13 protein-coding genes are annotated in these 12,379 nt (G+C 70.7%); 8 read left to right on the top strand and 5 right to left on the bottom strand.

Annotated elements, in window-relative coordinates:
* Positions 1-3: 3 nt before the first annotated feature.
* From GH747_RS02415 to GH747_RS02405, 3 genes are all read left to right on the top strand, one after another.
* Positions 4-564, top strand: a complete 561-nt coding sequence (locus GH747_RS02415; protein WP_149767911.1) for a TetR/AcrR family transcriptional regulator — start codon at positions 4-6, stop codon at positions 562-564.
* Between the two features lie 125 nt (positions 565-689).
* Positions 690-1,151 (top strand): iron chaperone, encoded by a 462-nt coding sequence (locus tag GH747_RS02410; protein WP_149767909.1) that lies wholly within the window; start codon positions 690-692, stop codon positions 1,149-1,151.
* Positions 1,152-1,187: 36 nt separating this feature from the next.
* Positions 1,188-1,649 (top strand): VOC family protein, encoded by a 462-nt coding sequence (locus tag GH747_RS02405; RefSeq protein WP_149767907.1) that lies wholly within the window; start codon positions 1,188-1,190, stop codon positions 1,647-1,649.
* 1 nt (position 1,650) lies between these two features.
* On the opposite strand, the gene GH747_RS02400 is transcribed toward GH747_RS02405, so the two are convergent.
* Positions 1,651-1,818, bottom strand: coding sequence for a hypothetical protein (locus GH747_RS02400; protein WP_153816610.1), 168 nt, complete (start codon positions 1,816-1,818; stop codon positions 1,651-1,653).
* 169 nt (positions 1,819-1,987) lie between these two features.
* Between GH747_RS02400 and GH747_RS02395 the strand changes: the two genes are divergently transcribed.
* Positions 1,988-4,819, top strand: a complete 2,832-nt coding sequence (locus GH747_RS02395; protein ID WP_149767905.1) for a M4 family metallopeptidase — start codon at positions 1,988-1,990, stop codon at positions 4,817-4,819.
* Here the strand turns inward: GH747_RS02395 and GH747_RS02390 are convergent.
* A complete protein-coding gene (locus GH747_RS02390) occupies positions 4,816-5,772 on the bottom strand; it encodes a DUF389 domain-containing protein (protein ID WP_149767903.1) in 957 nt (318 codons plus the stop codon). The two genes, GH747_RS02395 and GH747_RS02390, sit on opposite strands and share 4 nt — an antisense overlap.
* A 168-nt stretch (positions 5,773-5,940) precedes the next feature.
* On the opposite strand from GH747_RS02390, the gene GH747_RS02385 reads away from it, so the two are divergent.
* Entirely contained in the window at positions 5,941-7,521 is a 1,581-nt protein-coding gene (locus GH747_RS02385; protein ID WP_149767901.1) for a carboxylesterase/lipase family protein, read from the top strand.
* Position 7,522: 1 nt separating this feature from the next.
* Here the strand turns inward: GH747_RS02385 and GH747_RS02380 are convergent, their stop codons facing one another.
* Entirely contained in the window at positions 7,523-8,110 is a 588-nt protein-coding gene (locus GH747_RS02380) for a QsdR family transcriptional regulator (protein ID WP_149767899.1), read from the bottom strand.
* A gap of 78 nt (positions 8,111-8,188) precedes the next feature.
* Here GH747_RS02380 and GH747_RS02375 point away from each other — a divergent pair, with 78 nt between their 5' ends.
* Positions 8,189-8,971 carry an MFS transporter gene (locus GH747_RS02375; protein ID WP_149767897.1) on the top strand — a complete coding sequence of 261 codons (783 nt, stop codon included), beginning with the start codon at positions 8,189-8,191 and terminating at the stop codon, positions 8,969-8,971.
* Here GH747_RS02375 and GH747_RS02370 read toward each other — a convergent pair.
* The gene (locus tag GH747_RS02370) at positions 8,934-9,590 is read right to left on the bottom strand and encodes a DUF998 domain-containing protein (protein WP_149767895.1); all 657 of its coding nucleotides are present in this window, start codon (positions 9,588-9,590) and stop codon (positions 8,934-8,936) included. The two genes, GH747_RS02375 and GH747_RS02370, sit on opposite strands and share 38 nt — an antisense overlap.
* 103 nt (positions 9,591-9,693) lie before the next feature.
* On the opposite strand from GH747_RS02370, the gene GH747_RS02365 reads away from it, so the two are divergent.
* Positions 9,694-10,317, top strand: coding sequence for a TetR/AcrR family transcriptional regulator (locus GH747_RS02365; RefSeq protein ID WP_149767893.1), 624 nt, complete (start codon positions 9,694-9,696; stop codon positions 10,315-10,317).
* Between the two features lie 9 nt (positions 10,318-10,326).
* Positions 10,327-10,914, top strand: a complete 588-nt coding sequence (locus GH747_RS02360) for a TetR/AcrR family transcriptional regulator (RefSeq protein WP_149767891.1) — start codon at positions 10,327-10,329, stop codon at positions 10,912-10,914.
* 1 nt (position 10,915) lies between these two features.
* On the opposite strand, the gene GH747_RS02355 is transcribed toward GH747_RS02360, so the two are convergent.
* The gene (locus GH747_RS02355) at positions 10,916-12,322 is read right to left on the bottom strand and encodes an MFS transporter (RefSeq protein ID WP_228552740.1); all 1,407 of its coding nucleotides are present in this window, start codon (positions 12,320-12,322) and stop codon (positions 10,916-10,918) included.
* Positions 12,323-12,379 lie beyond the last annotated feature (57 nt).

Below are 12,379 nucleotides of genomic sequence, written 5' to 3'. Positions count from 1 at the left end.
TTCGTGACTCGAGTCGGACGACCCGTCGGCCCTTCCGCCGACACCGCCGTCGTAGTGCTGACGGCTGCGCTGGAGCTGCTCCTCGTGGAGGGTGGCGCGGCCCTGACCCCGCAGCGCCTCCACCAGGCGACGGGCGTCTCCCGCTCCACGATCTACCGGCACTGGGCGACACCGACGGACGTCCTCGCGGCGCTCATCGACGTGGCCCCGACCGCGCGGCGAGCCCTCAGTGGTGACCCGGTGAAGGACGCCCACGCCGAGGTCGACGCCCTCTGCAACCGCCTGAGGGACAAGCCAGTGGGTGCGTTCCTCCAGGCCCTGGTGACGATGGCCGCGACGGACCCCGCAGCGGTGGAGCTGCGCCAGCGCTACGTCGACGACCTGGTGGCGCCGTTCCGTCGCGCGCTCGGGGGTGCCGACCTTCCACGCCAGCGGGTGGACGACGTCGTCGCGGCGATCGTCTCGCCGCTGCTCGTGGACGCGTTGCTCCTCGATCGCCCGACAGCGCGCGCCCGAGCGCACCGAGCAGTCGACCTCTACCTGGGGTCGCTGCAAGCCGGCTGACCCGGCCCGCGGACTGGTCGGCCGATCGATCACGAATCGAGAAGCCCCGCCAGAGCGGCTGCGGCATCGTGGTTCTCACGACGACCCGGGACCGAGGGTTCCACCGACATCCAGGAGTGACGACCATGGCAACCACCAAGAAGGCCAGCACCAAGACGACCTCGGGCCCCGGCTTCACCGACGAGGAGCGCGCTGCGATGAAGGAGCGCGCCGAGGAGCTCAAGGCGAGCGGACGCGGCGGGGCGAAGAAGGCCGACAACCTCAAGGCGCTGCTCGCCAAGATCGAGGAGATGCCGGACTCCGACCGGGTGATGGCCGAGCGCATCCACGCCATCGTCACCCGCGTCGCGCCGGACCTCGACGCCAAGACCTGGTACGGCATGCCCGCGTACGCCGACAAGGACGGCAAGGTCGTCTGCTTCTTCAAGGCCGCCGACAAGTTCGGTGACCGGTACGCGACGCTCGGCTTCGAGGCCTCGGCGAAGATCGACGAGGGGAGCATGTGGCCCACCTCGTACGCACTGACCGAGCTGACCGACGCCGACGCGCAGCGGGTCGAGGACCTCGTCAAGCGTGCCGTGAGCTGAGGACCGGTTGTCGGCGCGACGTGCCAGAGTGACGGCATGAGCAGAGAACTGCAGATCACGTTCGACGCCCACGATCCGCGCGCCCTCTCGTCCTTCTGGCGCGACGTCCTCGGTTACGTCCACCCCGGCCCGCCCGGGGTCGACGTTCCCGAGGGCGCCGATCCGCTCGCGGCGTGGGACGACTTCCTCGCGGGCATCGGCGTCCCCGAGGAGGCCCGCAACTCGCGCTCGGCCATCGAGGATCCCGAGGGTGAGGGCCCACGCCTGTTCTTCCAGCAGGTGCCGGAGGACAAGGTCGCCAAGAACCGCGTGCACCTGGACGTCCGGGCGGCTCCCGGGCTTGAGGGCGACGACCGGATGTCGGCGCTGGAGGCCGAGTGCGACCGGCTCGTCGCGCTGGGGGCGAGCCGGGTGAGGCGCTTCGACCCGGCGCCTCCGATGGACGCCGGTCACATCGTGATGGCCGACCCCGAGGGCAACGAGTTCTGCCTCGACTGAGCTACCCGGCTGTCTCCGCGGGCTCCGCGACGCGTGGGAGCGCTCCCTCGCGAGCCAGCCGGTCTCGCTCCCGGCGCAGCCGTACGAGGTCGTCGAGTCGTTCCTGGGCGGTGGCGCTGACGGCCGGTGGGGTCCCCGCGGCCGCCTTCAGCGAGAAGTCGGTGCACATGCCGACCACGCTACGGGCGTCCTGGGGTGCCTACTTCTCGATTCCTGCCCATCTGGGGACCACCGAACTAGGTCTGCCAAACGCTCGTCAGGCGGGCAACCGCCGGGTACCGTCGAAGCATTGTTTGCTGTGACGGGCCGCTCGGGTTGCCTGTCGTTCGAGGAGACCGATGGTGTCACGACTCCCAGGCCGCGCCGCCGCCGCGCTCGCGCTGGGCGCGGCGCTGGCCGCCTCGGGACTCACCGCGACAGCCCAGGCAGCCGATCCGGCCGATCCCGAAGCCGCGGCCGAGGCCCTGCTCCGGTCCGAGGCGACGACGGCGCTGACCACGGCATCGAGCGAGAACGGCCTGCTCGCCTTCGCGGGCGCGGAGGACGGTCGGGTCGACAACCCGAAGGTCGACCGCTTCGACAGCGCGAGCACGGCAGCCCGCCGGCACCTCACCAGGTACGGCGCCGCGTTCGGTGTCGCGGAGGGCGGCGAGTCGTCGCTCACCCGCAAGGACCAGAAGCACAGCGCCGCTGGACAGGACGTCGTCCGATACCAGCAGAAGGTGGACGGGGTCCCGGTCCTCGGCGGCGAGGTCGTGGTGTCGCTGAGACCTGACCGGCAGCTCGGCTCGATGCTGTCGACGGCGTCGACGGTGACCGAGCCGCCTGCAGTGACGGTGCCCAGGGCCGACGCCGAGGCGACCGCGCGCGCCGCCGTCGAGAAGACCACGACGGGCGACTTTGATCTCGACAACCAGGGCCAGTGGCTGGTCGACCCCGCGGTCTCCGGGCTCACCTCGGTGCCGGGCGTGAGCACGGCGTGGTGGTTCGAGGCGAGCGACGGCGCAGCACTGCGCCGGATGATCCTCGTCGATGCCGGCACTGGCCGGATCCTCGCCGACGTCGACCAGGTCGCCCACCTCCACAGGACCGTCTGCGACGCCGAGAACGTCCCCCTCGACGACCCCAAGGACTGCGCGTCGCCGATCCGCGACGAGGGCGACGCCCCGATGGACCGCCCTGACGTCGACACCGCGTACGACGTCCTCGGGGCCACTGCCGACTTCTATGCGGAGGTCGGTGATATCGACCTCACGGCACTCATCGGGGTGGGCCCCGGGGGCAGCGGGTACCCCAAGACGCTCGCCGCCACCGTGCGCTTCTGCGCCACCGATAGCTCCTGCCCCTACGCGAACGCGTCCTGGAACGGTGAGCGCATCGTTCTCGGGGACGGCTTCGCCCAGGCTGACGACGTCGTGGCGCACGAGCTCACGCACGGCGTGATCGAGAAGACCGCGAACCTCTTCTACTGGGGCCAGTCCGGCGCGATCAACGAGTCGATGGCCGACGTGATGGGCGAGATCGTCGACCGGCGCGACGACTCGGAGGGCGCCGAGCCGGAGTGGGAGCTCGGCGAGGATCTCTCGCCCGTGCGCAGCATGGCCGACCCGACCATGTTCGGTGACCCGGACAGGATGACGGCCCCTGAGTGGAACGAGGACGTCGCGCTCCCGTACGGCGACCGCGGCGGAGTCCACACCAACAGCGGCGTCGGCAACAAGACGTACTACCTGATCTCGCAGGGCGGCCCGTTCAACGGTCGTACGATCACAGGCCTGGACCTCGGCGATCCGACGCTGACCCGCTCGGCGACCTTGTACGTCGCGACGCTGCAGGCGCTGACGTCCGGCAGCGACTACGCCGATCTCGGTCGTGTCCTCGTGCAGACCTGCAAGGACCTGGCGCTGTCCGGGACCGCCGGGATGACGAGCGCTCACTGCACCCAGGTGCAGGAGGCGGTCGCCGCGACCGAGCTCGCGACCGCGCCCGGCGACACCACCCCGTACGCCGACGCCCCCGACAGCTGTCCGGTCGGGACGACCAAGCGCACCCTCCTCGACAGCGAGCAAGGCATCGCCGAGGACACGTTCACGGCGGGTGCGCACTGGAAGCGAGCCCCGCAGGGAGCGATCCCGAGCAACGCGACGTCTGGGAAGGACTCGTGGTTCGGCTCCGACCCAGCTCCGAACCAGGGCGAGCCGGACAGCTCGTCGTTGACGACGAAGAACGCGATCGCCATCCCCGCCGGGCAACGCACGTATGTCCACTTCCAGCAGTGGCGGATCTTCGAGTGGTACCCGGACTCCGATCACGACGACGACGACCTCCCGGACTACTTCGACGGCGGCACGGTCGAGATGACGCCGGTCGGCGCGACGAAGGTCGGCACCGCGAGCCTTCCGTGGCTGAACGGACCGAAGCAGGTCCTGGTCCAGGGTGACGGCTTCCCGAACGCGTACGCAGGCATGACAGCGTTCGCCGGCGACAGCGGCGGGTGGGTCGCGAGCCGTCTCGACTTGTCGTCGTTCGCCGGCAAGTCCGTACGCCCGTCGTTCACCGTCCGCGGTGACGCCTACGCGGCCATGTGGGGCTGGTACCTCGACGACATCGAGGTCTACACCTGCGACCTGCCGCGGATCGGGCTCACCGCGGCTCCACGGATCACGACGTCCCTGAGGTATCCCGCGACGGTGTCGGTGACCTCCGACCGCTGGACCCCGACGGGCGTCACGAGGACGTTCCGGTGGCTGCGCAACGGAGCATCGATCGCGGGCGCCACCCGCAGCGCGTACGCCCTGACGGCAGCCGACGTCGGCAAGCGCATCTCGGTCCGGGTGACGGCGACCAAGGCCGGTCACGTCGCGCGCACGGCGACGAGCAACGCGACGACCGTGCTGGCCGGCCGGCTGGCGTCGAGCACGCCGAAGATCAGCGGCAAGCCGCGCGTGGGCAGGAAGCTCACCGTGAAGCGGGGCACGTGGACCGCCGGCACCCGCCTCACGCAGCGCTGGTACCGCAACGGCAAGGCCATCAAGGGCGCCACCGGCCTCAAGTACCGCCTCACCAAGAAGGATCGCGGCAAGAAGATCGTGGTGAAGGTGACGGGGCGCAAGTCGGGCTACACGACCGTGACGCGGACGTCCCGCGCGACGAAGACGATCCGCCGCTAGCGCGCGAGACGCCCCAGCAGGCGTGCGCGCTGTCGCGAGATCCTGGACCACAGCGTCTGCTGGAGCAGGAGCGTCAACCAGCCGGCGAGCGCCATGCCGGTGAGGTTCGCGAGCAGCTGCAGGCCGCTTCCCCGCACGTCGCTCCACTGGCCGAACGCGAGGCCGATCGCGATGTCGCCGGCGGCAGGGATCGTCGTCACCGAGATGAAGACGCCGGACAGACCCCCGACGCGCGAGGACGTCACCGAGAGGACTCCGGCGGACGCGGCGATCACGGCGACGACGAAGGACCACTGGTCGGGAGCCGAGACGAACGCCGTCTGCGGGTGCGGAGCCGACAGCATCGCAGGGGTGATCCATCCCAGGGCGCGTGCCGCGAGGGCGAGCAGGGTGGTGACCAGGATCGCGCCGCCGAACCCCAGCGCGAGGGTCCGGACCGCTCGTCGCAGGAGGTGGTACCGCTTGCGGACCAGGGCCACGCCCAGGGCGATCACGGCACCGAACTCGGGACCGAGGATCATCGCGCCGATGACGAGGACCAGCGAGTCGATCGCCAGCGCGATCGACGCGAGCACGGTGGCGAGCACCATGAACGACATGAAGGTCCAGTTCGCCTCGGTGTCCTCGTACGCCTGCTGAGCGACACCGGCCCACACGATCGAGTCGGCACTGCTCCCCGGTGCCTTCTGCTCGGCATCGAACGCAGCCTGTGAGAGCCATGTCTGGACCGGGTCGATGTGGAGGGTCCCCTGCCGGTGCACGCCGAGTGCGCGGAGCGCCTGCACCACCTCGTTCGCCGCCTCACGAGCGACGTCGGCGTGGACCAGGTCGCCGGTCGGCTTCAGAGCGACGCCCCGGAGGACGACGACGCTGCTCACGGCGTCGTCGGCGAGCAGCAGATCCTCGACGGCGTCGGTCAGGCTCGCCGGGACGACGAGGCGCAGGTGGAGCACGTTCGCAGTGTCCCGCATCCGTGCGCGGTCGGCCGGGTGACGTGGTGATGCGCGTGGGACGCGATCTCACGTTCCTCGCCGAACCTGGCGCGCCGCATCGGCGACGCCCTAGCGTCGCACCGCGGCCGAGGTGTGATCGCTTCACCTCCCGATCCAAGGAGCCCCTCTGTGCAGCTTTCCCACCGACGTCGCACTCTTCTTCGCCCTGCCCTGCTCGCGGGTGCGCTGGCGGCCGGCGTCGTCGCCGCGTCGCTCGCGTCACCGGCCGAAGGCATGGATCGTTCCCGGCACGACGACACCGTGGTGCGGACGGCCTCCGGCGCCGTGCGTGGCACCGTCGAACCCGGCCTCCGGACCTTCGAGGGCATCCCGTACGCCGCGCCACCGACCGGCGAGCTGCGCTTCCGCGCCCCTCGTCCGGTCACTCCGTGGCGCGGCGTCCTCGATGCGAGCGCGCCGCGGCAGCAGTGCGCGCAGCTCACGAACGGCACCGGCAACACGACGACCGTCGACGAGGACTGCCTCTACCTCAACGTCACGACACCGGCGGGCCGCTCCGCGCGGCGTGCCGGACTGCCGGTGATGGTGTGGATCCACGGAGGGTCGTTCCTCACCGGCACCGGCGGCAGCTACGACGCCTCGAGGCTCGCGACGCAGGGCGACGTCGTGGTGGTGACGATCAACTACCGGCTCGGGCCTCTCGGGTTCCTCGCCCACCCGGCCCTCGGCTCGTCGAACGCTGCGCTGCTCGACCAGCAGGCGGCCCTGCGGTGGGTGCAGCGCAACGCCGCGGCCTTCGGCGGCAACCCGCACAACGTCACGGTTTTCGGCGAGTCCGCGGGCAGCGCCTCCGTGTGCGCCAACGTCGCCTCGCCGCGCGCGCGGGGGTTGTTCCGACGTGCGATCGCGCAGAGCTACTCGTGCGCGAGCGACTTCGCGACCAGGGAGGCTGCCGAGGAGACGGGCGAGCGTGTCGCGGGCGCAGTCGGTTGTGACGACTCCTCGGACGTCGCCGCCTGCCTGCGCGAGGTCGACGTCGAGACGCTGCTGCGTGCGTGGCCGGGCGGCGCCCCGGTCGTCGGTGACGACGTGCTCCCGCACCAGCCTGCGGAGGCCATCGCCGACGGGACCGCCAACCGGGTCGACCTCGTCCACGGCAACACGCTCGACGAGAACCGGCTGTTCATCCCGCTCCAGTACGGGACGTCACTGTCCGCCGCGCAGTACACCGGCGCGATCGGCGCCACCTTCGGACCCATGGCCGCCGGCGTCCTCCAGCGCTACCCGGTCGCTGCGTACCCGTCACCGATCGTCGCGCTGTCCACCGTGTTCAGCGACTACGGGTCTCCGCTCTCGACGTGCACGCACGTGAGCGCGTACGACCTCGCGACTGCTCGCCGCGGCGCGCGGGTGTTCGCGTACCAGTTCCAGGACCGTACGGCCGACCCGTTGATCCCGCTGCTCGCGGGCCAGGATGGCGCCGCGCACGCGACCGAGCTGCCGTTCCTCTTCCCGGGACTGTTCGGCGACGGGCTCACAGCAGAGCAGGAGCGGCTGTCGGACGCGATGGTCGCGTACTGGACGAGCTTCGCCGCGACCGGTCGCCCGCACGGACGTGGCCTCCCGCGGTGGCCGGCGTACGAGGGGCCGGGCGACGTCCTGGCGTTCGATCTCGCGAGCAACGGCGGGATCGCGGTCGAGGACGTCGCCGAGGCGAGCCACTGCGGCTTCTGGTCGGTGCTCGACTGAGTCACACGGGCGCGGGCGCCAGCAGGGAGCGCTGAAGCGTGGCCGCGAGGTCGAGGTCGGGCTCGCGGCCGGCGAGCAGGTCCGCGTAGATCATCGACTCGCCGATCCTGACGAAGAGGTACGCGAGGCGCTCGGGATCGGCGTCGGGGGCCAGGTCTCCGCGGGCGACCGCGGCCGCGAGGACCTGCTGCCAGGCCTCGACGATGCGGAGGTGAACCTGTGCCGCGGGCATGAAGAGCACCTTGAATGCGATCTCGGGCTCGGCGGTCAGGAACGCGCGCAGCGGTGCGAACCCCATCACGGCGTGGTTCATGATGCGCGCGGCACCGACGAGCCGGTCGACCCCCGGGGCGAGGCCATCGTCGCGGGCGCGTGCGAGCGACGCCGCCATCGTCGGCAACGCGAGCGACGCGACCACGTCTCCGAGGAGCCGCTCCCTGCTCCCGACGACGCGGTACAGCGTCGCGCGACCGATGGCGAGCTCGTCCGCCAGCGCGAGCATGTCGACGGTCCGCCCTTCGAGGAACCAGGCGCGCGCGACGACCAGCGCGTCGTTCGGGGTGATGACGCGCGTCGACATGGCGGTCATGTCACCACGGATGACAGCGTCCGAGCAAGCCTTCTCGCGGTCTGTGCCCACGCCTGTCCGCCGGTAGCGTGGCGAGGGATGACGACTCCGACGGCCACGACCGCCCCGACCCGACCCTCGCCTGCCCTGGCTTGGGCTGCCCTCGCGGCCGCCGTCCTGCAGGTGGTGGTGCCGGCCGTCCAGGCGATCTGGAGTCTCGGTGCTCCGGCGAGCAGCCAGGGCGAGGACCTGCTGATCACGCCAGCCGGCTACACGTTCTCGATCTGGAGCGTCGTCTACCTGCTGACGATCGCGTACGGCATCGCCGTGATCGTCACGAGGTCGACCGGGACCCGGGCGTCGGACCGGCTGCTGGGCGATCTCGTCCTGCTGTACGTCGGTGCGGCGGTCTGGATCGTCGCGGCCGCGCTGGAGTGGTCGTGGGGGACGGCCGCCGTGCTGCTCGTGATGGTCGTCATCGCCATCGACGCCGCGCACGTCGCCGTCTTCCCCGGGCCTGACGCCGACCAGCCGCGATGGCTCTCACCGCTGGCGCGCGTGACGACCGGGCTGTACGCCGGTTGGGTGACGGCCGCCGGTTCCCTCAACGTCTGTACGGCGCTGGTGGCCGATGGCGACGTCGATGGTGCGGACCCGGGCTGGCAGGTGTGGGCGCTGGCGGTGACGGCCCTGGTCGCGGTCGGCTTCAGCGTCCTGATCGGCGGGTCCTGGGCGTACGCCGCCGCACTGGTGTGGGCGCTGGTCGGGGTGATCGTCGCCGTACGCGACACGTCTGGAGCGTTGGTCGTGACCGCTGTCGTCGCGGCGGTGGCCATCGTGGCGATCAACGCGCTGCTGATCCTCCGGCGGCGCGCGAGCTGAGGTGGAGAAGGACCGCGGTCAGCCCCAGGAGTCCGGTGGAGCCGCCGATCGTGAACGCGAGCACGCTCGTGGACGACGCTGACGAACCACCCAGGACGACGACGAGGATCACCACGCAGACGGCGGCCCAGCCGCTCTCGCCGTCCTGACGGAACCGCGAGGCGAGGACGCCCAACGCGACGCAGAGGGCGATGAAGCCGACGCTCGCGGAGGTCAGGTGCACGACTCCCTCGGTGGTGACGGTCATCGCATCGGGCGCGCCGGTCGGGAAACCTTCGCCCGGGTCGGCCTTGAAGAGTCCGCTGACGACGAACGACAGCCCGAACACGCCGACGAGGATCGGAGCCCACCGCGCGCCTCGGCCGGGAACCAGCGCTGATCGCATCCCGAACGCGCCGGCGATCGCGAGCGCTCCAGTGAGCAGGAACGTCGTGACCTGGATCCATCCGGGTCCGCCGAGACTCAGCTGGCTGAAGGCATTGCGCGTGAAGTCGAATCCGTGGCGAGTCAGGGCTTGGATCAGGCTCGAGGCGACGAAGACGACCCCGGCTGCCGCCCCGCACCGGAGCATGAGGCGGGAGCTCGCTGTGGTCTCGGTCGCGGCTTCTGTGAGGGTCATGGGTTCTCCTAGTACTGGACGGTTCCGTTCTGCAAACTAGACGGTACAGTACTCAGTTGTGAACTAGACTGTCCAGTACCTGCCCCGAGAGGAAACCCGAGCCATGGACACCGTCGACCTGTCCCGTACCGAGCGGAAGCACCGCGCGATCATCGACGCCGCGACGGCAACCTTCGTCGCGAAGGGCTACGCGGGAACGAGCATGGACGAGATCGCTCGGGTCGCGGCCGTGTCGAAGCAGACCGTCTACAAGCACTTCGCGGACAAGGAACGTCTGTTCGCTGAGGTCGTCCTGTCGACCACGGACCGGGTCGACGGGATCGTCTCGCTCGTCGCAGACATCTCGGCCGATGCCGACGACCTGGAGCCGAAGCTCCAGGTCCTCGCCGAACAGCTCCTCGGCGCGGTCGTTCAACCCGGCACGATCGCTCTCCGTCGACTCGTCATCGCCAACGCCGAACAGTTCCCCGACGTGAGCGCCTCCTGGTACGAGGAAGGCTTCGAGCGGGTCCTCTTGACGCTCGCCGACTCGTTCGCGCGACTGTCGGACGCCGGCCTCCTCCGTATGGACGATTCGGCGATGGCTGCCCAGCACTTCGCGGCACTGGTGCTGTGGATCCCCGTGAATCGGGCGATGTTCCACGGCGCCGGCGGGGATCCGGTCGATGTGGCGGAGCAGGCCGCGATCGCCGTCCGTACGTTCCTGGCCGCCTATGCCGCGGCCTAGACTCGGACCATGAGCACCACCACCGACGGCCGCCGCGCCCGTGGTGACGCGACGCGACGCAAGGTGGCACGCCAGGCTGCCGACACCGCGACGATGCACGGTCTCGACTCGCTGTCGGTCGGCGGTCTCGCGACGGCGACGGGGGTGAGCAAGAGCGGGATCCTCACGGTGTTCGAGAACCGCGAGGCGATCCAGCTCGCCGCGATCGGGGAGGCGCGCAGGGTCGTGATCGCAGAGGTGGTGGCGCCGGTGTGGTCGGCCGAGCCGGGCGCGAAGCGGCTGCGGGCCCTGGTCGAGAGCTGGGCCGCCTACGTGCGTCGGCGGGTCTTCCCTGGTGGATGCTTCCTGGTGACCTCGTCGGCGGAGTACGGCGCGCAGGCCGGCCCCGTCGCCGACGCCGTACGCGCGCTCAAGCACGAGTGGCTCGACCTGCTCGCCGCTGATGTGGCTGCCGCCGGTGGCGACGGTCGTACGGTGGCGTTCCAGGTCGACGCGTTCCTCGCCGCGGGCATCACGCGGTCCGTCCTGTTCGACTCCGACGACGAGCTCGACCTCGCGCTGGCGTGTGCGCTCGACGTGATCGACGCGCTCGCCTGACTCAGACCGTGGCGGCACCGCGCTCCCGCCGCCAGAGTGCGACGCCGATCGCGACCGCGAGCAGTGCCGCGACTGCCGGGACGACGAGGGCTCGCCGGTAGTCGTCGAGCGTCGCGGCCCCGGAACCGTCTCCGACGAGGACGATCGTCACCAGGGACAGGCCCAAGGCTGCGCCGAACTGGAACGCGGTGTTGACGATGCCCCCGGCGACGCCGTGCTCGGAGTCGCTGAGCCCTGCCGTCGCGGCGGCGGTGAGCGGGCCGTAGACGAGGGCGAAGGCGACTGCGATCAGCAGGAGGGTCGGGAGGAAGTCGACGTACGCCCAGTCGGAATCGAGGCGCAGGAGCAGAGCGAACGCGGCCGTGGCGCTGACGAACCCGGCCGTCATCACGGCAACGTTGCCCGCCCGGCGCACCAGCAGGGGCGTCAGCAGCGGGGCGAGCACCATGTCGGCACCCATGATCGCGAACGTGAGGCCGCTCTCGAGGGGAGTCCACCCCCGAAGGTCCTGCAGGTAGAGCGTGACCACGAGCTGGAACCCGAAGAATGCGCCCATGAAGAGCAGTCCGGCGGCGCTGACCGAGGCGAGCTGGCCGTGCTGGAGGATTCCCAGCCGCAGGAGAGGTGCACTCGAGCGACGTTCGATCGCGACGAAAGCGCTGAGCAGCGTTGCCGCGACGGCCAGTGCCAGGAGTCCGCTGACCGTGTGTCCCTCACCCAGATTCACCAGTCCGAGGACGATCGTGACCATGGCGCCGGTCACCGTGACCGCGCCGGCGACGTCGAAACCGGTCGTCGTACGGTCGCGCGGCTGGTCGGGACGGATGAGAGCGTGTCCGGCGGCGAGCAGGAGCGCGCCGAGGACGACGGGGGCGAAGAAGACCCATCGCCACCCGACCGAGGTGAGCAGCCCGCCCGCGACCATCCCGAGCGTGAACCCGCCGGCCCCGACGGCGCCGTACACCGTGAGCGCGCGGATCCGCAGCGGGCCCTCGGGGAAGCTGGTCGTGACGATGCTGAAGCCCGCCGGTGTCATGAACCCGGCTGCGACACCGGTCGCGAACCGTGCCGCCACGAGGACCCAGCCGGCGTCGGCGAGCCCGCCAATGCCGGAGAACGCCACGAACACGGCGAGCCCGACCAGGAAGACCCGCCGCCGCCCGAAGAGGTCGGCCGAGCGTCCGCCGAGCAGCATGAACCCCGCGTAGCCGAGGACGTACGCGCTGATGACCCAGTGCGCCGACCCGGTCGGGATGTCGAGGTCGGCGACGATCGCGGGGACCGCGACGTTGAGCATCGCGATGTCGACGCCCTCTAGGAAGAGTGCGCCGCACAGGACGAGGAGGACGCCCCACGCTCGCGCGGTCATCCGCTGCTCGGTCCTGTCGATGATGGGTGCAGCGGTCACGGGGAGCCTCCGGTTATCGGATCGAATACTGGTTACTTCTTGTAACCTGCTCCAGTC

The organism is Mumia xiangluensis, from assembly GCF_010994095.1.
GTDB lineage: Bacteria > Actinomycetota > Actinomycetes > Propionibacteriales > Nocardioidaceae > Mumia > Mumia xiangluensis.
Note: the sequence above shows the minus strand (reverse complement) of the source record. Positions and strands in the feature narration are given on the sequence as shown.